21 protein-coding genes are annotated in these 23002 nt (G+C 71.6%); 12 read left to right on the top strand and 9 right to left on the bottom strand.

Annotated features, from left to right (window positions below; translation table 11 throughout):
• Positions 1-12: 12 nt before the first annotated feature.
• Positions 13-852, top strand: a complete 840-nt coding sequence (locus tag IEY82_RS17015) for a phosphatidate cytidylyltransferase (RefSeq protein WP_225264233.1) — start codon at positions 13-15, stop codon at positions 850-852.
• Here IEY82_RS17015 and IEY82_RS17010 read toward each other — a convergent pair.
• Positions 832-1854 carry a suppressor of fused domain protein gene (locus IEY82_RS17010; RefSeq protein ID WP_189125110.1) on the bottom strand — a complete coding sequence of 341 codons (1023 nt, stop codon included), beginning with the start codon at positions 1852-1854 and terminating at the stop codon, positions 832-834. The genes IEY82_RS17015 and IEY82_RS17010 overlap by 21 nt on opposite strands.
• A gap of 468 nt (positions 1855-2322) precedes the next feature.
• On the opposite strand from IEY82_RS17010, the gene rlmN reads away from it, so the two are divergent.
• Both rlmN and IEY82_RS17000 read left to right on the top strand, forming a co-directional pair.
• Positions 2323-3423, top strand: a complete 1101-nt coding sequence (rlmN, locus tag IEY82_RS17005) for a dual-specificity RNA methyltransferase RlmN (RefSeq protein WP_189125109.1) — start codon at positions 2323-2325, stop codon at positions 3421-3423.
• A gap of 556 nt (positions 3424-3979) precedes the next feature.
• The gene (locus IEY82_RS17000; protein WP_189125108.1) at positions 3980-4501 is read left to right on the top strand and encodes a DivIVA domain-containing protein; all 522 of its coding nucleotides are present in this window, start codon (positions 3980-3982) and stop codon (positions 4499-4501) included.
• Between the two features lie 117 nt (positions 4502-4618).
• Here IEY82_RS17000 and IEY82_RS16995 read toward each other — a convergent pair whose 3' ends face one another.
• The 6 genes from IEY82_RS16995 to iolC form a co-directional block, all read right to left on the bottom strand.
• A complete protein-coding gene (locus tag IEY82_RS16995; RefSeq protein ID WP_225264234.1) occupies positions 4619-5278 on the bottom strand; it encodes an HAD-IA family hydrolase in 660 nt (219 codons plus the stop codon).
• A 131-nt stretch (positions 5279-5409) separates the two neighbouring features.
• Complete coding sequence (locus IEY82_RS16990; RefSeq protein ID WP_189125106.1) at positions 5410-6423, bottom strand: AI-2E family transporter; 1014 nt, start codon at positions 6421-6423, stop codon at positions 5410-5412.
• Positions 6424-6504: 81 nt separating this feature from the next.
• Positions 6505-8361, bottom strand: a complete 1857-nt coding sequence (gene iolD, locus IEY82_RS16985) for a 3D-(3,5/4)-trihydroxycyclohexane-1,2-dione acylhydrolase (decyclizing) (RefSeq protein WP_189125105.1) — start codon at positions 8359-8361, stop codon at positions 6505-6507.
• The gene (gene iolB, locus IEY82_RS16980) at positions 8358-9212 is read right to left on the bottom strand and encodes a 5-deoxy-glucuronate isomerase (RefSeq protein WP_189125104.1); all 855 of its coding nucleotides are present in this window, start codon (positions 9210-9212) and stop codon (positions 8358-8360) included. Before iolB ends, iolD begins: the two co-directional genes overlap by 4 nt.
• Positions 9213-9228: 16 nt before the next feature.
• A complete protein-coding gene (locus IEY82_RS16975) occupies positions 9229-10134 on the bottom strand; it encodes a Cgl0159 family (beta/alpha)8-fold protein (protein WP_189125103.1) in 906 nt (301 codons plus the stop codon).
• The gene (gene iolC / locus IEY82_RS16970) at positions 10131-11054 is read right to left on the bottom strand and encodes a 5-dehydro-2-deoxygluconokinase (protein WP_225264235.1); all 924 of its coding nucleotides are present in this window, start codon (positions 11052-11054) and stop codon (positions 10131-10133) included. Before iolC ends, IEY82_RS16975 begins: the two co-directional genes overlap by 4 nt.
• Positions 11055-11349: 295 nt before the next feature.
• On the opposite strand from iolC, the gene IEY82_RS16965 reads away from it, so the two are divergent.
• From IEY82_RS16965 to IEY82_RS16930, 8 genes are read left to right on the top strand one after another with little or no spacing between them, the layout of a single operon-like run.
• Positions 11350-12714, top strand: coding sequence for an extracellular solute-binding protein (locus tag IEY82_RS16965; RefSeq protein WP_225264236.1), 1365 nt, complete (start codon positions 11350-11352; stop codon positions 12712-12714).
• The gene (locus IEY82_RS16960) at positions 12689-13615 is read left to right on the top strand and encodes a carbohydrate ABC transporter permease (protein WP_189125100.1); all 927 of its coding nucleotides are present in this window, start codon (positions 12689-12691) and stop codon (positions 13613-13615) included. Before IEY82_RS16965 ends, IEY82_RS16960 begins: the two co-directional genes overlap by 26 nt.
• Positions 13612-14430 carry a carbohydrate ABC transporter permease gene (locus IEY82_RS16955; protein WP_189125099.1) on the top strand — a complete coding sequence of 273 codons (819 nt, stop codon included), beginning with the start codon at positions 13612-13614 and terminating at the stop codon, positions 14428-14430. Before IEY82_RS16960 ends, IEY82_RS16955 begins: the two co-directional genes overlap by 4 nt.
• Positions 14430-15500, top strand: a complete 1071-nt coding sequence (locus IEY82_RS16950) for an ABC transporter ATP-binding protein (RefSeq protein ID WP_189125098.1) — start codon at positions 14430-14432, stop codon at positions 15498-15500. Before IEY82_RS16955 ends, IEY82_RS16950 begins: the two co-directional genes overlap by 1 nt.
• Entirely contained in the window at positions 15497-16684 is a 1188-nt protein-coding gene (locus IEY82_RS16945; RefSeq protein WP_225264237.1) for a CehA/McbA family metallohydrolase, read from the top strand. The genes IEY82_RS16950 and IEY82_RS16945 overlap by 4 nt, the downstream gene beginning before the upstream one ends.
• Positions 16675-17568, top strand: coding sequence for a TIM barrel protein (locus tag IEY82_RS16940; RefSeq protein WP_225264238.1), 894 nt, complete (start codon positions 16675-16677; stop codon positions 17566-17568). The genes IEY82_RS16945 and IEY82_RS16940 overlap by 10 nt, the downstream gene beginning before the upstream one ends.
• A 22-nt stretch (positions 17569-17590) precedes the next feature.
• Positions 17591-18670: a Gfo/Idh/MocA family protein gene (locus IEY82_RS16935; RefSeq protein WP_189125097.1), complete on the top strand. Its 1080-nt coding sequence runs from the start codon at positions 17591-17593 to the stop codon at positions 18668-18670.
• Between the two features lie 2 nt (positions 18671-18672).
• On the top strand, positions 18673-21375 hold the full coding sequence (locus IEY82_RS16930; protein ID WP_189125254.1) for a glycoside hydrolase family 38 N-terminal domain-containing protein: 2703 nt from the start codon (positions 18673-18675) through the stop codon (positions 21373-21375).
• Positions 21376-21391: 16 nt separating this feature from the next.
• Here the strand turns inward: IEY82_RS16930 and IEY82_RS16925 are convergent, their stop codons facing one another.
• Positions 21392-21586, bottom strand: a complete 195-nt coding sequence (locus IEY82_RS16925; protein WP_225264239.1) for a helix-turn-helix domain-containing protein — start codon at positions 21584-21586, stop codon at positions 21392-21394.
• Between IEY82_RS16925 and IEY82_RS16920 the strand changes: the two genes are divergently transcribed.
• The gene (locus IEY82_RS16920) at positions 21555-22445 is read left to right on the top strand and encodes a cytosine permease (protein WP_189125096.1); all 891 of its coding nucleotides are present in this window, start codon (positions 21555-21557) and stop codon (positions 22443-22445) included. The genes IEY82_RS16925 and IEY82_RS16920 overlap by 32 nt on opposite strands.
• On the opposite strand, the gene IEY82_RS16915 is transcribed toward IEY82_RS16920, so the two are convergent.
• Entirely contained in the window at positions 22424-22921 is a 498-nt protein-coding gene (locus IEY82_RS16915) for an Lrp/AsnC family transcriptional regulator (RefSeq protein WP_189125095.1), read from the bottom strand. The two genes, IEY82_RS16920 and IEY82_RS16915, sit on opposite strands and share 22 nt — an antisense overlap.
• Positions 22922-23002 lie beyond the last annotated feature (81 nt).

Below are 23002 nucleotides of genomic sequence, written 5' to 3'. Positions count from 1 at the left end.
TATGGAGAGACTGTGGAAGAACGTACGGCCGGCGGCAGCCCTGACGGCGGCAGCCGCGCCGGGCGCAACCTGCCCGCCGCGATCGCGGTGGGCGTGGTGCTGGGCGCACTGGTCATCGGCCCGCTCTACACGATCAAGGAGTTGTTTCTCCTGGTGGTCGTGGTGGCCGTGGGCATCGGGGTGCTGGAGCTGACCCGGGCGTTCGCCACCCGTGGCATCCGGGTGCCGGCGCCGGCCGTGCTGGCCGGGCTGGCGGCCATGGAGGCCGGCGCCTACTGGGGTGGCCCGGTCTGGCTGCTCGGCACGTTCGTGGTGTTCGTGTTCGTGACGCTGATCTGGCGGATGTTCGGTGACGGCACCAGCGGTTACGTTCGTGACGCTTCGGCGTCGGTGTTCATCCTGGTGTATCCGGCGTTGCTGGCGGGGTTCGTGGGGTTGCTGCTGGCACCCGACGACGGCCGTGACCGGGTCATCGTCTTCATCGCGGTCACCGTCGCCAGCGACATCGGCGGTTACATCGCGGGTGTGCTGTTCGGCAGGCACAAGCTTTCGGTGATCAGCCCGAAGAAGACCTGGGAGGGGCTCGCCGGTTCGGTCGTCGCGAGCACGGCCGTCGGCGCCTGGCTGGTCGTGTGGCTGATGGGCGGCGAGATCTGGCAGGGTGCGCTGATCGGCGCGCTCGCCGCGCTGCTGGCGACCGTGGGCGACCTGATCGAGTCGATGATCAAGCGCGATCTCGACATCAAGGATCTGGGCTCGATCCTGCCCGGCCACGGCGGGCTGATGGACCGGCTCGACTCGCTGGTGACCACGCTCGTGCCGGTCTGGCTGCTAATGGCGTTGTTCTTCTAGCTCCTCGGCCGTGACGGGCGAGAGCCACAGCCACCGTACGGCCTCACCCCCGAACCCGAACCCTGACATGTCCGGCATGTCGGAGGGGTCAGCCAGCATGAGCACCCCCGAGTATCCCGGCCCCAACGGGAACGTGGACGGCTCGTGATACCACTTCGCGGTGTGCCCGTGGCCGAGCCAGGTGACCGAGTGCCAGGGATACTGCGACAACCACACCAGCAGCAGCGCCGCGTCGCGCGGGTCTTGACGGGTGGCCACGGCCAGCTCGATCCGGGCGTACGCGCCGGGCTTGTCGAGCCACTGCTCGACCGTGGGCATCCGCTGGCAGCTCATGCCGACCGTGGACAGCACGGTGAAGTCGCGGCCCTCACGCGGTGGGCGTTCGGTGATGCCGACGGTCGGCAGCCGCTCGCCGCTCGCGTCCCAGTAGCGGTCCGCCGGCCCGAGCACCCGGTCGAGGTGTCCCATGACGAACTGCTGGAACGACGGCCACGCGCCGTCGCCGTGCCGCCAGCGCCAGTAGGACCGGGCGTTGGAGATGCGCGGCGCGAGCCCTTCGAGCGCCTCGGACAGCGCCCACGCGAACGGCGACTCGCCCACGGCGTCGCGCGCGTAGCCGGGCATGCCCCTGCTCATGTCGGCCCAGCCCGGGATCACCGCCAGCAGTTCGTCTTCCTCGTAGACGGCGACGCCGTCGCCTTCCTCGAACCAGAGCGCGGCCAGCCGGCCGAGCGGGCGGCGGCCCTCGGGGTGCGTGGTGCCGGTCCTCGGCATGAGCGGCGGACGGCCCGAATTGATCCTGGCCAGATCGATGACCGGGGGAGCGGGGCGGTGGTTGGCCAGCCACACGGCCCCGTGCACGGTGCCGTCGGGCGCGCACAGGTAGGCCACCGAGGCGTCCTCGTCGCGCTCGACCACGAGCATCCGGCTACCGTAGGGGTTGCCGGCGGTGAGGACGACCTCGGTCTGCCCCTCGCCAGACGCGGACCGGAAAATCGCCATACACGTTGACTGTAGAGCCGTGGGCGACCCTCGTGCGAGCCAGATCGTCACCGGGAGCTCCGTGATGGATTGACATCCTCCCGGCTCGGAAGAACCGGGATTCCGACCGTCGCCGGTCGGGCTTCCTGCTTCACCGCCGGTCGCCCGCCCGAGAGAGGACTCTCGTTGAGGTCTTACACCGGCTCCACAGGCGTTTCACCTCTCCGCAAGCCCTGCGGCGAGGGTGATTCCGATCGTTCGTCCGGTGGCTTGGGTGTCGCCACCGTCGAAGACGGTACCGAACCGCGCGGTGTCGCGCGGCGTTTCGACGGCGATCCGCCCGGCGGCGCATCGCTTGGCCCTGCCCTGCTCCGCAGGGTCCGACCCCTCCCCCGCCTGAACGCGCGGGTCTCCTCGGAGGTTCCCGATGACACTTCCGGCCCCAGCGTTCACTACGCTGGTGCGTAACCCCGAGCAGAAGGCAGTCCCGTGTCCCAGCAGCCAGGCCAGCTCACCTTCGTCGCGCCGCGCAGGGCCAAGCCGGCCCGGCACCTGGCCGACCTGTCCATGGCCGACCGCCGCGTCGCGGTCACGGAGCTGGGCGAGAAGGCGTTCCGCGCCGACCAGCTGTCCCGCCACTACTTCGAGCGTCTGACCACCGACGTGGGGGCGATGACCGACCTGCCGGCCGCCTCCCGTGACAAGCTCGCCGCGTTGCTTCCCGAGCTGCTCACGCCGGTCAAGGAGCTCACCACCGACGGCGGCACCACCCGCAAGACGCTGTGGCGGCTGTTCGACGGAGCGTTGGTCGAGTCGGTGCTCATGCGCTACCCCGACCGGGCCACGATGTGCGTGTCGTCGCAGGCGGGCTGCGGCATGAACTGCCCCTTCTGCGCCACCGGCCAGGCCGGGCTGACCCGCAACATGTCCACCGCCGAGATCGTCGAGCAGGTGGTCTCGGGCGCCCGCGCGCTGGCGGCCGGCGAGGTGCCCGGCGGGCCGGGCCGGGTCAACAACGTGGTCTTCATGGGCATGGGCGAGCCGCTGGCCAACTACAAGCAGGTGATCGGCGCGGTGCGCCGTCTGGTGGAGCCGGCCCCCGACGGGCTCGGCATCTCCGCCCGCGGCGTCACGGTCTCCACGGTCGGCCTGGTCCCGGCGATCGGCAAGCTCGCCGACGAGGGCCTGCCGGTGACGCTCGCGCTGTCGCTGCACGCGCCCGACGACGAGCTGCGCGACACGCTGGTGCCCGTCAACACGCGCTGGAAGGTGTCCGAGGTCCTCGGCGCGGCCTGGGACTACGCGGCCAGGACCAAGCGGCGGGTCTCGATCGAGTACGCCCTGATCAAGGACATCAACGACCAGGAATGGCGGGCCGACCTGCTCGGCAAGCTGGTCAAGAACAAACTGGTGCACGTCAACCTGATCCCCCTCAACCCCACTCCGGGCTCCAAGTGGACCGCCTCCCGGCCGGAGGACGAGCGCGCGTTCGTGCGCCGGCTGCAGTTCCACGGCGTCCCCGTCACGGTCCGCGACACCCGGGGCCGCGAGATCGACGGCGCCTGCGGCCAGCTCGCCGCGGCCGAGTGATCGACGGTGCCTGCGGCCAGCTCGCCGCGGCCGAGTGATCGACGGTGCCTGCGGCCAGCTCGCCGCGGCCGAGTGATCGACGGCGGCTGAGGTCAGCTCGCCGCGGCCGAGTGATCGACGGCGCCTGAGGTAAGGGCCGGGTACGACGCGGGAGGCCGTACCAAGCAAGGCCGTACCAAGCAAGGCCGGCCAGCACCGCGAGCCCGTACGAGGCCATGGCCGGCACGCCGGGCGGCGGTCAGGCGCGACGCCACCACGGGCGGCCGATCTGTGACCGTGCCCGAGGTGGGGCCTGGTGACCCCGACAGAGGTGGACTTGCCCACGCCGTTGACGCCGACCGGCTCGACCGGCTCACCCGGTGGGAGACGGGCGTGGACGCCTTAGATGACGTAACGTTCACGTCTTTGGTAGCGAAATGACACCTTGGACGGCCGCGTGGTGCTGTAACGGTATAAGGCGACTCGGTTTGTCGTGATAAAAGAGCCCCACAATAGAGACGGACCCCCGCACAACTCAGGAGGAGTGGGCTTGAATCGCTTTCCGCGCGTCATGGGTATGCGTTCAGGCTATGACCCGGTCGACGTCGATGCCCTCATCGAGCGGATCGAGGCGACTCTGGGCAGGGGATCACGCGACGTCGAACCCGTGACCGCCGACGACGTGCGCCATGCGACGTTCCGCGCGAAGCGCGGCGGCTACCAGGAGACCGCGGTCGACTTCGCGCTGGAGGCGTTCGTGGTGGCCTTGGAGACGAAGGCCAGGAGCCCCGTACGGCTGGCCATGACCGAGCCGACCGGTGAGATGCTGCGCGAGCAGTGGTTCGAGACCCAGGCGGCGCGGGTCGAACGAGTGGGATTTCGGCCCGGCCGGATGGGCACCGGCTACAACGAGGACGAGGTCGACGCCTTCCTTGACCGGATCGTGGCCACGCTGCGCGGCACCACCGACTACCCGGTGACGGCCAAGGAGGTGCGTGAGGCGAAGTTCTCGACGGTGCTGCTGAGGTCGGGCTACCTGATCGCCGACGTGGACACGTTCCTGGCCGGCATCGCCGACGTCCTCGAGCAGCGCGGCTGACCCGCTTCGCCCGACGGGTCAGGCCGGACGCGACGACGGCGTCCGCGTGTCAGGCTCAGGCTGAGGCTGCGACGATGACGTCCGTGTCTGGCCGGACGCGGCGATGACGTCCGCGTGTCAGGCTGAGGCGGCGATGACCTCCACGAGCTCCGCGAGGCCGCGCAGGTCGGGGCGGACCTCCTGGAGGATCGACGGGTCCTCGGGGTGCTCGCCGAGGCGGTTGATCCAGACGCGGTCGATGCCCAGCCGGTGGGCGGGCACCAGGTCATGGGTGAAGCTCTGGGCCACGTGCACCCACCGTTCGGGCTCGTACGAGCGGCTGAAGGTGTCGAAGTGGGCGTGCGACGGCTTGTAGGCGCCGGCGTCCTCGGCGGTCACCACCGCGTCGAACCGCACCGGCAGCCGCCGCTGCGTCTCGCCGATCAGGTCGCGGTCGCAGTTGGTGAGCAGGGCCAGCCGCCAGCCGGCCTCGCGCAGCGCGGTGAGCTCGTCGCCGACGTCCGGGAAGACCGGCCAGTAGGGGAGCGTGGCGGCCAGCACCGAGGCGTCGTCGGGGGCGAGCGGCACCTGCTCCTCGGCGCAGGCCCGGCGCAGCGACTCGGCCAGCACCTCGCGGTAGCGCAGCCCGGGTGACTCGGCCTGCACCTCGCGCTCGTGCCTGCCGTAGGCGTCGAGCAGCCGGCGCCCATGGCCGGGCGCGATCAGGTCGGCGCTGGTCCAGATGCCGTGCCGCCAGTCGACCAGCGTGCCGAAACAGTCGAAAGTCACCCATCGCATGATGTCCATACTGGACCTGTGGCGATCTCCGTGCGACCCGTCGGACCCGCTGATCTTCCCGAGGTGACCCGATCCTGACCACCTGCTGGGGGCCCGGCGGTGCGTTCCGGCCGAGCTGGACCGCATGCCGATCAGGCACGAGCCGGCGCGAGAGCTCCGCCTCCCAGGATGTCGCGGTTCCTGAGCAGGGCGACGATCACCGAGGCGACGGGCGCGGCCAGGAACGCCCCGGTGATCCCGGCGAGGAGGCTGCCCACGGCGATGGCCACGAGGATCACCGCACCGGGCAGGTCGAGGGCCCGCCCGTAGATCTGGGGCGCCAGCACGTGCCCCTCGATCTGCTGCACCAGCAGGGTCACCGCGACGACGATCAGCGCGATCAGCCAGCCTTTGGCCACGAAGGCCACCACCGCGGCCAGCAACCCCGCCAGGAACGCGCCCACGACCGGCAGGAACGCGCCCACGAACGTCAGCACCGCGAGCGGCAGCGCGATCGGCACGCCCAGGATCCACAGGGCCAGCCCGATGAAGAACCCGTCGACCAGGCCCACCAGGGCCACGCCGCGGATGTAGCGGCCGACCACGTCGAAGATCAGCTCACCGGTGGCCCGGATCCGTCCCCGGGACGAGACCGGCATCAGCTCCAGCAGCCACTGGAAGAGCCGGTCGCCGCCGTGCACGAAGTAGATCGCCAGGATGAGGGCCAGCACGCTGCCGATGACGATCTCGCCTACGGTCCGCGCGCCGGTCAGCGCGGTGGTGGTGATCTGCTGCCCTCGCTTGGACACATAGTCGCCGGCCTGCGCGGCCAGGTGCTCGGTGTCGATGCCGAGCCGGGCGCCGATGCCCCGCAACTCCCGCAGCGCCTTGCCGAGGCTGTCGCTCATCTCGCTGATCCCGCTGACGGTGGGCGGGACGAGCAGCGCGATCAGCGCCGCGGCGAGCAGCAGCCCGCCGACGAAGACCGCCGTGGTGGCCAGCCCCCTACCCAGGCCGCGCCTGCGCAGCCACCGCGCGGGGGGCAGCAGCAGAGCGGTGAAGAACACCCCGATGATGATCGACATGATCACGGTCTGCAGATGGACCACGCAGTAGATCGCCACCGCGATGATCGCGATCCAGCCGAGCGCGCGCCACGGCTTCATCGCCGCCTCCCCCCTGAGCCCGGAGGGAGGCGTTCCCCTTGACGATCTCCGGCAACCACCGAGCCGCTGGAAAGCCCTAGGTCAGGGCGGTGTGAGGCGGCGGTGCTGTCCTTGCTTGGCCGACTCGTACGCCGTGCGGGCGTCCTGGCCGGCCGGTGTGGTGGAGACCTCCGCCACGGGGACGTCCCACCATGCCTCCGACGACGGGGTGTCGAGGGTGGGATCGGCCCGGACGTAGACCACCGTGGTCTCCCTGGCCGCGCGCGCCGTGTCGAGCGCCTTGCGGAGCTCGGCCAGCGAGTCGGGACGCAGCACGGTCGCGCCGAGGCTCGCGGCGTTGGCCGCCAGGTCCACCGGCAGCGGCCCGCCGTCGTAGCGGCCGGTGCCGCGGAAACCGTAGGACGTGCCCAGGCGTTCGGCGCCGACGCTCTCGGACAGGCGGCCGATCGAGGCGAAGCCGGAGTTGTCGACGAGGACCACGACCAGCTTGACGCCCTCGGAGACGGCGGTGACGAGCTCCTGGGCCATCATCAGGTAGGAGCCGTCGCCCACCATGACGAACACCTCGCGCTCGGGCGCCGCCAGCTTGACCCCGAGCCCGCCGGCGATCTCGTAGCCCATGCACGAGTAGCCGTACTCGACGTGGTAGGCGCCCGGACCGCTCGGCCGCCAGAGTTTGTGCAGGTCGCCCGGCATGGAGCCGGCGGCGCAGACTACCACCCCGTCGTCGCCGGCGGCCGCGTTGACGGCGCCGATCACGGCCGACTGCGGCAGCGGCGAGCCGTCCAGGGCGTAGGCGGCGTCGACCGTGGTGTCCCAGGCGCGGCTCAGCTCGGCGGCCTCGGACCGGTAGGCGCCGGAGGTGGCCCAGCCCGCGCACGCCCCGGACAGCTCGGCCAGGCCCTCCCTGGCGTCGGCCACGAGCTGCAGGCCCGACAGCTTGGCCGCGTCGAAGCCGGTGATGTTGAGGTTGACGAAGCGGGCGCCGGGCGCGAACAGCGAATGGGAGGCGGTGGTGAAGTCGCTGTAGCGGGTGCCGACTCCGATGACCAGGTCGGCCTGGCGGGCGAGCGCGTTGGCGGCGGTGGTGCCGGTGGCGCCCACGGCCCCCATGGCGAGCGGGTGCCCGTGGGGGAGCGCGCCCTTGCCCGCCTGGGTCTCGGCCACGGGCACGCCGTGGGTCTCGGCGAAGATCCGCAGCTGCTCGGCGGCCTCGCTGTAGATCACGCCGCCGCCGGCCACGACGAGCGGCCGGGCGGCCGATCTGACCAGCTCGGCCGCCCGCGCCAGCGCGGCCCGCTCGGGGCCGGGGCGGGGGATGTGCCACACGCGTCGCGCGAACAGCTCCTCCGGCCAGTCGTACGCCTCGGCCTGGACGTCCTGGGGCAGCGCCAGCGTCACCGCGCCCGTCTCGGCCGGGTCGGTGAGCACCCGCATGGCGGCCAGCAGCGCGGACGGCAGTTGCTCAGGCCGGTTGATCCGGTCCCAGTAGCGGGAGACCGGCTTGAGGCAGTCGTTGACCGAGACGTCGTAGGAGCGGGGGTCCTCCAGCTCCTGGAGCACGGGGTTGGCCACGCGGGTGGCGAAGATGTCGCCGGGCAGCAGCAGCACCGGCAGCCGGTTGATCGTCGCGCCGGCCGCGCCGGTCACCATGTTGGTCGCGCCGGGGCCGATCGAGGTGGTGCAGGCCAGGGTGGACAGCCGGTTGGCGGCCCGCGCGTAGCCGGCGGCGCTGTGCACCATGGCCTGCTCGTTGCGGCTCAGGTGGTAGGGCAGGTCGGCGGTCGAGGTGGCGAGTGCCTGGCCGAGCCCGGCCACGTTGCCGTGGCCGAAGATGCCGAAACAGCCGCCGAAGAACCGGCGCTCGGCGCCGTCGCGCTCGGTCCACTGCTCGGCCAGGAAGCGCACCACGGCCTGGGCGACGGTCAACCGGGTCATCGGGCCCTCCCGAACGGAACTCTGGGGTCGATCTCCTGGCCCTCCCACGAGGAACGGATCCAGGTGTGGCGGGGGTCGTCGCAGAACGCCATCGACCGCTCCTCGGCGGGGCCGGCCAGGACGTTCAGGTAGTAGAGGTCGTAGCCGGGCGCGGCCATCGAGGGGCCGTGATAGCCGTACGGCACCAGCACCACGTCACCGGAGGAGACCTCGGCGAGGGTGTCGATGTGGCCCCGCTCGGAGGTGTAGACGCGTTGGTAGCCCTGGCCCTGGCGGTCGACCTCGAAGTAGTAGATCTCCTCCAGCACGGCCTCGCCGTCGTGCGGGGTGTCGTGCTTGTGCGGGGGATAGGAGGACCAGTTGCCGCCGGGGGTGAGCACCTCGACGGCCATGAGCTTGTCGCACGCGAAGACGCCGGGGGCGCAGAAGTTGTTCACCTGGCGGGTGGCCTGGCCGGCGCCCCGGATCTCCACGGGCACCTCGGAGGCGGGCACGTGGCGGGGTGCCGACCGGCGGGTGGCCCGGGCCGACGGGAAGGCGATCCGTCCCCGGCCGGTCACCGTCACCTGCGTAGAAATCGGGATATAGGCGAAATCTGAGGGGCCGTCGAACACCGACGCCCGCCCGGCCAGCTCCCAGCTCACGTCCGGTTCGCCCGCCGCCGAGCAGGTCACCGTGCACGAGCCGGACAGCGGGAGGACCAGCGTCTCCTCCTCGCCGGTGTCGAACGACACCGGATCGCCGTCGAGGTCGGCGACCCGGAGCCCCGCATAGGTCCAGCCCGCCACGGCCGGGGTGATCTCCACCGACCACGGTCCGCGGGCGGTCTCGCCGTACTGAAGGTAGGTCATGGCATCTCCACTATGGTCACGAGCGCGCCTCCCGCACCAGGGCGGCGGCGCCGTCCACCACCGCCGCGACGTCGTCGTCCGCAGGGTAGAGCAGGGCGCGGCCGACCACGAGCCCGCGCACGCCGGGCAGGCGCAGCGCGCGGCCCCAGTCGGCGTAGGCGGCGTCGATGTCAGGCGGGTCGCCGCCGAGCAGCAGCGCGGGCAGCGTGGTCGCGGCCATGACGCGCTCCATCTCCGCGACGGCCGGGATCTTGAGCCAGGTGTAGGCCGAGGTGACGCCGAGCGCCTGCGCGACGCTGATCGACTTGATGACCGCCTCGGGCGACAGGTCGTTGCGCAGGACGCCGGTGTCGGAACGCAGCGACCAGAACGGCTCCACCATGGCCGTGAGCCGCCTGCGGGCCAGACTCGTCACCGCGTGGGCGCACGATTCGAGCGTCGCGACGGTGGCCGGGTCGCCCGGGTCGATACGGCAGAGCATCTTGCCGCCGTCGAGGCCCATCGCGTCGATCGAGGCCGCGTCGAAGCCGGTGAACCGGTCGTCCAGCTCGAAGACGGAGCCCATCAGGCCGCCGCGGTTCATCGAGCCGAAGGCCAGCTTGCCGTCGAGCGCGCCGAGCAGCAGCAGGTCCTCCATCACGTCGGGTGAGGCGAGGATCCCGTCGACGCCCGGCCGCGACAGCGCCAGCCGCAGCCGGTCCAGCAGATCGGTGCGGCTGGCCATGGCGAGCGGCCGGTCGCGCACGCCGAGCGCGGCCCGCGCGGGATGGTCGGCCGCGATGATCAGCAACCGCTCGCCCGCGCCCGGCAGGCCGCGCCGCGGCCTCCTGGCGGCGGCGAGCGCGATCTCCTCCGGTCGCGTCGCGCGGATGTCGGTGAGCCGCTCGTACGGGGACGTTCTGGGCAGCGTGATGTCACTCATAGCAGGGCCAGCACCTCGTCCGTGGTCGGCATGGCCTCGGCGCAGGCCAGGCGGGCGGCGACGTGCGCGCCCGCCGCGTTGGCGAACCGTACGACCCGCTCCAGCGGCCATCCGCTGAGCAGCCCGTGGCAGAGCGCGCCGCCGAACGCGTCGCCCGCGCCCAGCCCGTTGACCACCTCCACGGCGACGGGCTCCACCACGACGTGCTCGTCCTTGCCGCGGGCCAGCACGCCGTCGGGGCCCATCTTGACGACGGCCACCTCCATGCCGGCGTCGAGCAGCGCCTGGGCGGCGGCCTCCGGCTCTCGGACGCCCACGGCGATCTCCACCTCGTCGAGGTTGCCGACGGCCACGTTGGCGTAGGGCAGGGCGTGGCGCACGGCCTGGCGGGCGGCCTCGGGCGACTCCCAGAGCATCGGCCGGTAGTCGAGGTCGAACACCGTCCAGCCCGAGGCGCGGGCCTCCAGGGCGGCGGTGTGGGCCGAGCGGCTGGGCTCCTGGCTCAGGCCGGTGCCGGTGAACCAGAACACCCGGGCCTCGCTGATCGCGCCGAGATCGAGGGAGCCGGCGGTGACGCGCAGGTCGGGGGGATGCTCGCCGCGGTAGAAGTAGATCGGGAAGTGGTCGGGCGGGAAGATCTCACAGAAGGTCACCGGAGTCGGCGGTCCCTCGATCGTGGCCACGAAGGAGTCGTCCACGCCGAATCCCCGGATCGCCTGCCGTATCCACTCACCGAAGGGATCGGCTCCCACGGCGGTGATCACCGCGGCACGCGCCCCGTGCCGTGCGGCCGCCACCGCGACGTTCGTCGGGCTGCCGCCGAGGAACTTGCCGAAGGTCTCGACATGGGCCAGGCCTACTCCCGTCTGCAACGGGTAGATGTCGACGCCGCAGCGGCCGATCGTGATCAAGTCGAACAACGCACCTCCAGGGACGGAGCCTTCGTGCACACTATGGCATATTGTCATGACATACGGATGTCCGCTATGTTACGAAGCGTCCCGGAACCGACGGCAAGCAAAGCTGCAGGTCGGGTCCGTACATTTCGCATGGTGTCCGGACCGTCCGCGACCGCCGGTCGCCGAGTCACAGCATGGAATAACACTCCCGATATTTAGCCAGACCTTTACGTCATCCGCATGTCATGACATATTGGCTGAACTCCTGCCTTTTCGGACGTCTCGGAGGGTTTGAATGGGATTGCATAAAAGGCCGGTGGCTGTCGTCGCCGCGCTGGCCATATCGGGGTTAGGGCTCGTCGCCTGCGGCGAGTCGTCCGGCAGCGGCGACACGATCGAGCTGACGATCGCCCAGAACGCCATCGCGGGCGGCAAGAACGCCAGGTCGGCCGGCCATCTCGCCGACTGGGTGATCCCCAAGTTCGTGGAGGCCCAGAAGGCCAAGGGCAAGGACGTCACGGTCAAGTTCGTTCCCAGCGGCGTCGACGACGAGCAGTACAAGACCAAGCTCTCCCTGGACCTGAAGTCAGGCAAGGGCGCGGACGTGATCGACATCGACGGCATCTGGGCCGGTGAGTTCGCCGAGGCGGGCTACATCAAGCCGCTGGCCGACGTGGTCGGCCCCGAGGCCGAGAGCTGGGACGGCTGGGCGCAGATCCCCGAGGCAGTCCAGGGGCTCGCCACCTACAACGACAAGAAGTACGCCCTGCCGGTCGGCACGGACGGCCGGGTCCTCTACTTCAACAAGACCCTGTTCGGCAAGGCCGGGCTGCCGGCCGACTGGCAGCCGAAGAGCTGGCAGGAGGTGCTCGACGCGGGCGCCAAGCTCAAGTCGTCCGGCGTTCCGGTGCCGATCCAGATCAACGCGGGCACCGCGATGGGCGAGGCCACCTCGATGCAGGGCGTGCTGCCGCTGCTCGCGGGCGCGGGCGGCGAGCTCCAGCGCGACAGCAAGTGGATCGGGGCCGCGCAGCCGCTCAAGGACGCGCTCGGCCTCTACCAGAAGATCTACGGGGGCGGCCTCGGCGACCCCAAGCTCCAGCAGGAGGCCAAGGGCCGCGACAAGTCGTTCCAGCAGTTCGCCGAGGGCAAGATCGGCATCCTGATGGAGGGCGACTACTTCTGGCGTGGCGTCGTCAACCCCACCGACGGCGTGGCCAAGATGGCCGACCGCGACGAGGTCGTCGGTTACACCAAGATCCCGGCCATGGAGCCCGGCAAGGGAGTGCGCGGCCAGGACTTCGTCAGCATGTCGGGCGGCGCGCTGCGCACCGTCAACCCCAACAGCAAGCATCCGAAGGAAGCCTTCGAACTGCTCGCCTTCACCCTCTCGCCGGAGGCGCTGAAGGAGGAGACCAAGGACGGCAACGTGCGCATCACCCCGCGCACCGACGTCAACAAGGAGATCCTGGCCGGTCAGCCGCTGCTGACGTACATCTCGGACGAGGTGCTGCCGCTGACGGCCTTCCGTCCGCCGGTGGCCGTCTACCCGCAGGTGTCGGCGGCCCTCCAGGAGGCGACGGCCGCCGTGGTCAGCGGAAAGACGCCGGACGAGGCCGCCGCCGACTACCAGCGGAAGCTCGAAGGAATCGTCGGTGGCGCAGGCAACATCGCCTCCTGAGGCGCGCGACGACGCCCCTGCCCGCCGCTACAGCGTGGACGCGGCGGGCCTGGGCCGCCTGCGGGCGGGCGCCTTCGTGGCGCCCGCGCTGGCGCTCATCACGGTGTTCCTCGTGTTCCCCGCCCTCTGGGTCATCTACCTGGGGCTGATGAACTACCGGCTCACCGGCGTCGAGGCGGTCAACCCGAAGATCGTCGGGGCGGACAACTTCATCAAGGCGATCAGCGACCCCGCCTTCTGGGACTCCACCTGGCTGACCTTCCAGTTCGTGCTGGGCTCGGCGGTCATCGGGCAGGTCGTGCTCGGCTTCTCGATCGCCTGGATGCTGCGCGACCGGCGCGGGACGCTGAAGAGCGTGGTCGAGGGCCTGGTCATCCTGGCCTGGATCCTGCCCGGCGCCGTCGTGGCGTTCCTGTGGGTGGCCCTGCTCGACCGCGACAGCGGCACGCTCAACGCGCTGCTCGGCATCCCGGGCTTCCCGTGGCTGCTCGACCACCCGATGCTGTCGATCATCATCTTCAACACCTGGCGCGGCACCGCGTTCTCGATGATGTTGTACGGCGCCGCGCTCGGGAACGTGCCGCCCTCGCACCTGGAGAGCGCCCGCCTGGCCGGGGCCTCCGGCTGGCAGCAACTCCGTGACGTGGTGTTCCCGCACATCAGAGGGCACATCCTGACCAATCTGCTGCTGATCAGCCTGTGGACGTTCAACGACTTCAGCCCCTTCCTGCTGACCGCGGGCGGCCCCGACGGCAAGTCCGAGGTGCTGGCCGTGCACGTCTACAAGGTCGCGCTCCAGGGCGGCGACCTCGGCTACGGCGCCGCGATCTCCACGATCATCCTGCTGATCAACCTGGTCGTGGCGGTGTTCTACCTGCGGCTGCTCAGGAGCAAGAAATGACACGGTTCGTCGCGGGCCGGATCGGCTTCTACACCCTGATCGCGGTGCTGCTGGCCTTCTTCACGATCCCGCTGCTGTGGCTGGCCACCGCGCCGTTCACCTCGGACCCGACGTACGAGGTCCGGATGCCGGACTTCACCTCCGAGAACTTCCAGATGATCATCGACCATCCGTACGCGCTCTGGTCGCTGGTCAACTCGCTGGTGCTGGCGGTCGGGACCGCCGTGCTCGTCGTGGTGCTGTCGGCGCTGGCCGCGTACGCGCTCAGCCGGGTACGGCTGCCGGGGCGCGACGCCCTGCTCTACGCGCTGCTGCTGCTCTCCTCGATCATCACCGGCACGGCCGCGATGGTGCCGCTCTTCCAGCTCGCCATCGAGCTGGGCCTGATCGACTCGCAGACCGGGCTGATCCTGATCCTGAGCGGCGGCCTGCTGCCTGCCGCGATCTTCATGATCAAGGACTTCATGGACTCCACGCCGAAGTCGTACGAGGAGTCGGCCCGGGTCTTCGGCGCCTCACCGCTGCAGATCGTTCGCCACGTGGTCGTCCCCCTGGTGCGGCCCGGCCTGGCGACGATCGCGGTCTGGACCATCGCCAACGTGTGGGGCAACTTCCTGATGCCCTTCCTGCTGCTCAGCGACGTCGAGAAGCAGCCCGCCGCGGTGATCATGTACACCCTCTACACCGAGGGCGGTCAGGCCAACCTCAAGGTGTTGTCCACCTTCGGCCTGCTGTACTCGGTCCCCGTGGTGCTCATGTACCTGTTCGTCAGCAAGAAGTACGGCTTCCGGTTCCACGGAGGGATCAAGCGGTAATGGCGGCAATCGAACTGCGAGGCCTGACCAAGGTCTACCCCGGTGGCGTGAAAGCGCTCGACTCGCTCGACCTGGTCATCCCCGACGGGGAGTTCTTCGCCCTGCTCGGCCCCTCCGGGTGCGGCAAGACGACCCTGCTGCGCACGCTCGCCGGGCTGGAGACCGCCACCGGCGGCTCGGTCGTCATCGGCGAGCGCGATGTCACCGGGATCCAGCCGGGGGCGCGGGACGTCGCGATGGTCTTCCAGGACTACGCGCTGTTCCCGCACATGAACGTCACCGACAACATCGCCTACCCGCTGCGCATCAAGAAGGTCGGCAAGGCCGAGCGGCAGCGGAAGGCCGCCGAGGTCGGGGCCCGGCTCGGCCTCGACCAGCTGATGGACCGGCGTCCCGGCCAGCTCTCCGGCGGTCAGCAGCAGCGGGTCGCGCTCGCCCGCGTCATGGCGACGCAGGCGCAGGCTTTCCTGTTCGACGAGCCGCTGTCCAACCTCGACGCCCGGCTCCGGCTGGAGGCCCGTACGTTCCTGAAGAAGCTCCAGCGCGAGCTGGGCGTCACCACCGTGTTCGTCACGCACGACCAGGCCGAGGCGCTGGCCATGGCCGACCGGATGGCCATCATGGAGGCCGGTCACATCCGGCAGATCGGCACGCCCGCCGAGGTGTTCCAGCGGCCCGCCAACACGTTCGTCGCCGCCTTCATCGGATCCACGCCCATGAACCTGCTGGACGCCGCCGTCCGCGGTGACACTCTGGAAGTGGCCGGGTGCAAGGTGCCCGTCCCGGTGTCGGCCGAGGGGCTGCTGACCGAGGGCGAGCGCCTGGTGTACGGCGTGCGGCCCGAGTACACCACCTACTCGGCCGAGCCCGCCGAAGGCTCCCTGGGAGGGAGGGTGTCGATCGTGGAGAACCTGGGCGCGTCCCACTTGGTGACGCTGGAGGTCAACGACGTGGCCGTGCAGGCCGTCGTGCCCGAGGGCGACGAGCCGGCGGTCGGCGACGAGGGCTTCGCCGCGCCCCGGCGCGACCGCGCCCTCGTCTACCGCGACGGTGAGCTGGTGTCGGCGTGAACGTGATCCGGGGGACCTGGAGCCTGGACGACCGGCTGGAGCGGATCCTGCGGGAGGTGCCCTTCGAGGTGCCCGCCGGCGCCGAGGCCGTCACCGTACGGCTGCGCTACGACCGGTCGGCGGGCGTGCTCGACCTCGGATGCGGCGACCCCGAGGGGTTCCGCGGCTGGTCGGGCGGCGCCCGCGACGCATACACGATCACCGCCGACTGGGCCACGCCGGGCTACCTGCCGGGGCCGGTGCGGGAGGGCACCTGGCAGGTCTGGCTGCGGCTGCACCGGGTGCCGCCGCAGGGGCTCGACTACACGCTGGAGATCGTCACCGCCTCCGCCCCACCGCCGCGCCCGGCCACCGAGGAGCCGCCGGCCGGGGAGCGCCCGCCGCGCCGCGACATCCCCGACCTCGACGGCCTGCGCTGGTACGCCGGCGACTTCCACGCGCACACCCTGCACAGCGACGGCTCACTGACCGTCTCCGAGCTCGCCGCGCTGGCCAGGGGCCGCGGCCTGGACTTCCTGGCCGTCACCGACCACAACACCGTCAGCCACCACCCCGAACTGACCGAGATCGACCGGGGCATCACGCTGCTGCCCGGCCAGGAGGTCACCACCGACCGCGGCCACGCCAACGTGTTCGGCGACGTCGGCTGGGTCGACTTCCGGCAGCCCGCCGACTCGTGGGTGCGGCACGCGGCTCGCGCGGGCGGTCTCGTCTCCATCAACCACCCGCTGGGCGCCGACTGCGCCTGGCTGCAGCCGGTGACCGAACGTCCCCGCATCGCCGAGGTCTGGCACTCCGGCTGGTGGGACCGGCGCTGGGGCGCGCCGCTGGCCTGGGCCGACGCCTGGCACGACGACCTGGTGGCGATCGGCGCCAGCGACTTTCACCGGCCGGGCTCCGACGGCCTGCCCGGCTCGCCCACCACCTGGGTGCTGGCCGCCGACCCCGGTCTGGTCTTCGACGCCGTCTCCGCCGGACGCACCGCGATCTCGGCGGGCCCCGGTGAGCCGCTGCTGCTCCGGCTGGGCGACGAACTGCTCGCCCTGGACGCCGACGGCCTGGTCCTGGTCCGCCCCGGCGGCGCCCGCCAGGTGATCCGGGGAGACCGGGTGCTGGTGCCCGCCGGGCCGGGCCGGCACCGTCTGGAAACCTACGAGAACGAGGTGATGGCGCTGTGCGCGTGACGAGTGTCGCCAACGCTCCGGTGAGTTTCGGGGTGTTCGAGCTGAGCGACGGGCCGCCGCCGCTGACCGCCGACGAGATGGTGCGCGCCATCGCCGACGCCGGCTACGCGGGCATCGACCTGGGCCCCGTCGGCTACCTGGGCACCGGTGACGCGCTGGTCGAGCGGCTCGACGGGCTGCTGCTGGCCGGCGGCTGGGCCGACCTGCCCTACCACGACCCCGGCGCGTTCAGGGAGAGGCTGCCCACGCTCGACGCGACGCTCGACGTCTTCGCCGCGGCCCCCGCCGCCCCCGAGCACCTGGCGCCGCGGCCGACGCTCGGCTGCTCGGGCTCGCCCGCGCGGTTCGCCCGGCCCGGCGGGAACGCTCCCGGGCTGGAGGCCGGCGAGTGGGCGGGTTACGCCGCCCGCGTCCAGGAGGCGGCCGACCGCTGCCGCGAGCGCGGCTTCGAGCCCGCCTTCCACCACCATCTCGGCACCTACGTCGAGACGCCGGACGAGGTCGAACGGCTGCTGGAGCTGACCGACGTGCCGCTCTGCCTCGACACCGGTCACCTGCTGGTCGCCGGCGGCGACCCGGTGACCGCGCTGCGCGACTGGGCGAGCCGGATCGGCCACGTGCACATCAAGGACGGCGACCGGAGCATCCTCGCCCAGGCGCTCGCCGACGGAGTGGACCTGCGCGAGCTGATGGGACGCGGCGGCTTCGCCTCCCTCGGCGAGGGCGAGCTGGACCTGCCGGGCGTGGTCCGCGCGCTGGACGAGATCGGCTACCAGGGCTGGGTCATCGTCGAGCAGGACACGCTGCCCGGCCGCCGCTCGGTCGAACAGAACATCGCCGACCAGGTCGCCAACCGCGAGAAGCTGAGAGAGCTGGGACTATGACACCACGCTGGAGGAGCGGGCTGTGAAGATCGCGCTGGTCGGATGCGGCGCCGTCGCGCAGGCGGTCTACGTGCCCCTGCTGTCGAGGCGACGCGACCTGTTCGAGGTGACGGCCGTCTGCGACCTGTCGGCGACGCTCGCCGGCGCCGTCGGAGACCGCCTGGGCGCTCCCGGCCGCTACACCGCTCTCGACCGGATGCTGGCCGACGGCGGGTTCGAGGCCGTGGTCATGCTCGCGTCCGGCTCGCACGGTGAGGCGGTGCGGCAGGCGCTGACCGCCGGCTACGCCGTGCTGTGCGAGAAGCCGCTGGCGCTGACCCGGGCCGAGGTGGCGGCGCTGCCCGAGGGGCGGCTGATGGTCGGCTACATGAAGCAGTACGACCCGGCCGTCCGCCGGGCCGAGGAGCTGCTGGCCGAGCTGGGCGGCGCGGCCGTGATCAGGTCGGTCGAGGTGAGCGTGCTGCACCCGAGCGGCGAGTCGCAACTGGCGTTCGCCAACCTGACCCGGGCCCGCGACGTGGATCCCGAGCTGCTGGCCTCGTTGCGCGCCGCCGAGGACGACCTGGTGTCGCGGGCTCTCGGCGAGCAGGCCCCGGACTCCGTGCGCGCCCTGTACGGGGTGGCGCTCGGCTCGATCTGCCACGACCTGTCGCTCCTGCGGCGATTCACCGGGTCACCGGAGGAGATCTCCCACGTCGAGACGTGGGGCCCCGCCCCCGGCTCCATCGAGATCTCCGGCCCGCTGCCCGTGGCCGGCAGGTTCGCGATCCGGTGGCACTACCTGGAGGACTACCCCGCCTACCGCGAGACCGTGACCGTCCACCACGACCGCGGCTCGCTGGAGCTCGTCTTCCCCACGCCCTACCTGATGAACGCGCCCACCACGCTGACCATGGTGTCCCAGGGGGAGAGCCGTACCGAGTGGCGCGACGTCACCGAGGCGTTCGAGGTGCAGCTGGCCGCCTTCCACGCGTACGTCAACGACGGCAAGCCGCCGCTCACCGGCGCGGCCGGCGGGCTGGAGGACATCGTCACGGCCCAGCGCGTCGCCGCCCGCTACGCCGTACACCATGGTCTGCCGATCGGAGGGGAGGCAGCGTGAGCATGGAGCGCGCCGCCGAGATCGTCGTCGTCCCGCACACCCACTGGGACCGTGAGTGGTACGAGCCGTTCCAGCGCTTCCGGCTGCGGCTGGTCGCGCTGATGGACGAGGTGCTCGACACGATGGAGCACGAGCCCGACTACCACTTCACCCTCGACGGGCAGCTCGCCTGCGTCGACGACTACCTGGAGGTGCGGCCGGAGCACCGCGACCGCGTCGCCGCGCTGGTCGAGTCGGGGCGGCTCGCCGTCGGGCCGTGGCAGATCCTGCTCGATGAGTTCCTCTGCTCCGGCGAGAACATCGTGCGCAACCTGGAGCTCGGCATGGACCGGGCCGACAAGCTCGGCGGGGCCATGCCGGTGGGCTACCTGCCGGATATGTTCGGCCACACGGCGCAGATGCCGCAGATCCTGCGGCGGGCCGGGCTGCCGCACGCCTGCGTCTACCGGGGAGTGCCGTCGTCCGTGGTGACCGACGTCTTCGCCTGGGTCGCGCCCGACGGCACGGCCCTGCGGACGCGCTATCTGCCGCTCGGCGGCTACGGCAACGGGGCCCACCTGTTCGAGGACCCCGCGCACCTGGCCGAGCGGGCCGCCGAGTTCACCCACCGGATGCGCGAATGGCACGGGCCGGACGGGCCGCTGCTGGCGATGTACGGCACCGACCACTCGGCGCCGGTGCGCGGACTGCCCGCCATGGTGGCCGCGATGGGCGCCCGGATGGACACCTTGGCCGGATATATCGGCTCATATTCGGACGACGTGGACGGGCTGCCGCGGGTGACGGGCGAGCTGCGCTCCCACGCCCGGGCCAACATCCTGCCCGGTGTCATCTCCGTGCGCGCCCACGTCAAGCAGGCCATGGGCCGGGCCGAGCGGATGGTCGAGCGCTACGCCGAGCCGCTGGCCACGCTCTGGGGCGGCGACTGGCCGGGACGCTTCCTCGACATGGCCTGGTGGCGCCTGGTCGACGCCAGCGGCCACGACTCCGTCACCGGCTGCGGCGTGGACGAGACCGCCCAGCAGGTGGCCGCCCGCATCGCCGAGGCCGAACACCTCGGACAGGCCGTGCGCGACATGGTGACCGCCAGACTGGCCGCCGCCGTGCCGTCGGACGGCGTGCTGATCGTCAACCCCACGCCCGCCACCCGGCGCGGGGTCGTGTGCGTGGACGTGGCGGGCGACGACCCGCTGGTGGACCCGTCGGGCGCGGCCGTGCCCGTCCAGCCGCTGGAGTACGCGCCGACCCTGCTGCTGGACGAGGAGATGGACCCGGCGACGGCGCTCACCTTCGTCCACGGCACCGAACTGTACGGCCGGCACATCACCGGCTGGGCGGTCGACGACGGAGTGCTGACCTTCACGGTCGCGCGCGAGTCGTCCGTCCCGTTCAACGTGGCCCAGCTCCGGGGCGCGCTCGACGGGGTGACCCGCGTGCGCATCCTCGCCGAGCCGCGCCGCACGGTGGCGGCCCTCGTCGAGGTGCCTCCCCTCGGCCACACGAGCGTCCGCCCGGCGCCGTACGAGACGGTGCACGGACAGAGCGCCTCCGGCACGGCGGCGACCATGGCCGGGGTCCGCGCCGAGGGACGGGTGCTCGACAACGGGCTGCTCCGGGTCGAGGTGGCCGCCGACGGCACCCTCGCGCTGACCGGAACCGGCGGCGTGACCCTCACCGGCGCCGGCCGGATCGTCGACGGCGGCGACGTCGGCGACAGCTACAACCACGCGCCCCCGGCCGAGGACCTGATCGTCTCGGACCCCGAGTCGGTCGAGGTCACCACGGTCTGCTCCGGCCCGCTGCTGGCCGCGCTCGACGTCCGGCGGGTCTACCACTGGCCGGCCGCCGGCGCCGGGATCGAGGGCACCCCCGAGATCCCCGCTCCCTCGCGGACCGAGGAGACCGAGCGGACCGTCGTCGACACCCGGATCGAGCTGCGGGCGGGCGAGCCGTACGTGCGGCTGCGCGTCGAGTTCGACAACCGCTGCTCCGACCACCGGGTCCGGCTGCACGTGCCGTTGCCCTCCCCGGCGACCGCCTCGCACGCCGAGGGACAGTTCGCCGTCGTCACCCGCGGCCTGACCGCCGAGGGCGGGTGCGGCGAGGAGCCGCTGCCCACCTTCCCGGCCTCCTCGTGGGTGGCCGCCGGGGGAGTGGCCGCCCTGCTGGAGCACGTCACCGAGTACGAGCTGGTGGACGAGGGCGGCGAGCTGGCCCTCACCCTGCTGCGCTCGGTCGGCTACCTGTCGCGCAACCGCCACGCCCTGCGTCCCGAACCGGCCGGCCCCCAGCTGCCGACCCCGGCCGCGCAGTCCCGGGGCCCGCGCTCGGTCACCCTGGCGCTCATGCCGTACGACGGGAGCTGGGAGGCCGTGCCGCCGGCGGCGGAGACCTTCCGGCACGACCTGCTGCCGGTCCCCGGCCTGGGCGCGCCGTCACTCGGCCTGCCCCCGGCGGCGGCGGGCCTGTCGGTGACGGGCGACGGAGTCGTCATGACCTCGCTCCGGAACCGCGACGGGTGGCAGGAGCTCCGGGTCGTGGCCCTGACCGGCTCCGGCACCGAGGCGGTCGTCGAGGGCGTTTTCGCCCAGGCCCGCCACGCCGACCTCCGCGGCCGCCCCGGCGACCCGATCCCGGTCACGGACGGCGTCCTCCGCCTGCCCCTGCGCCCCTGGGAGATCGCCACCGTCCAGCTCTCGGACTGAGCGTGAGGACCCGTGGTCACTGGTCGTGCAGGCCGAGTTGGCGGGCGGCCTGGATGGCCAGCCAGACCTCGGCGAAGGCGGCGCTGGAGGTCAGGTCGCGGCCCGTCAGGATGCTGAAGCGGCGCAGCCGGTAGGCCAGCGTGTTGGGGTGGATGTGGAGCGCGGCGGCGGCCTCGTCGGTGGCGGCGGCGTTCCTGTCGCAGATCGCCACCTTCCTGCCGTTCCTCTTCGGCCTGTCCACCGCCTCGATCATCGTCGCCAAGTCCGCCGAGCACATGGACCCGGCCGCCCCCAACTACGTCGGCGGCCTGCTGGCCATCGCTCCGACCTGGTATTTCGTGCCCGTCTGCCTGATCGCGCTGATCGGCGGCATGTCGACCGGCACCACCTCCCTGTACGGCACCGGCCTCGACTTCTCCAGTGTCTTCGCGAGCTTCACCCGGGTGCGGGCCACGGTGTTCGTCGGCACGCTGTCGATCGTGTTCATCTTCGTCGGCCGCTTCGCCGCCAACCTCACGCAGAGCATCTCGACGTTCGCGACGCTGATCATCACCTGCACCGCCCCCTGGATGGTGATCATGATGCTCGGCTACGTGACCCGCAGGGGCTGGTACGACCCCGACGCGCTGCAGGTGTTCAACCGCCGCCAGCGGGGCGGGCGCTACTGGTTCACGCACGGCTGGAACTGGCGCGGCCTGACCGCCTCGATCGTGCTGGTGGCCACCGGCTGGTCGGCGCACTGGGGCACCGACGCCTACCTGGCGCACCCGTACCTGACCGAGGAGGCGGCCGCGCTCCTGGTGGAGAGGGGGGTGCGGACCGTGGGGATCGACGCGCTGAGCGTCGATCCCACGCCGGCGGCGGACTTTCCGGCGCACCGCGTGCTGTGCGGCGCCCACGCCGTCATCGCCGAGAACCTGACCGGCCTCGACCGGCTGCTCCGCGCGCGGGCGGACGGCCTGTCGGTGGAGGTGTCGATGCTGCCGATCAGGCTCGGCGGCGCCGACGGCGCGCCCGTGCGCGCGGTGGCCCGGGTGACGGGCCAGGCTCAGCGGGTGCCCCAGGAATAGGTCTGCTTGCGCAGCTTCAGGTAGACGAACGACTCGGTCGCCCGTACGGCGGGAATGTCGCGGATCTTGCTGAGGATCTCCAGCAGATGCCGGTCACCCTCGCAGACCACCTCGACGATCAGGTCGAAGGAGCCGGCCGTGAGCACGACGTAGTCGATCTCGTCGATGGCGGCCAGCTCGTCGGCCACCGTCTCCAGGTTGCCCTCGCAGGTGACGCCGATCATCGCCTGGCGGGGGAAGCCGAGGGTGAGCGGGTCGGTGACGGCGACGATCTGCATGACGCCGGCGTCCTGTAACCGCTGGACCCGCTGCCGGACCGCCGCTTCGGAGAGGCCGACGGCCTTGCCGATCGCCGCGTACGGCATGCGCCCGTCGATCTGGAGTTGCTCGATGATCGCCTTGGACAGCTCGTCGAGCACGAACGCCGGTCCGGGGACCGCATCGCTCTTTCGGCGTACGCGCGGCGGCGTCGACATCGTGGCTCCTCCTAGCGGTCCCGCATTACGGGAAGGTTCCCGCTGCATTGCCGTCCTGGTGCGACATGCTGTCAGCTCTCA

This window comes from Nonomuraea cavernae (assembly GCF_014646355.1).
Lineage (GTDB): Bacteria > Actinomycetota > Actinomycetes > Streptosporangiales > Streptosporangiaceae > Nonomuraea > Nonomuraea cavernae.
The sequence above is the reverse complement of the archived record's forward strand: the minus strand, read 5'-3'. Positions and strand labels throughout refer to the sequence as shown.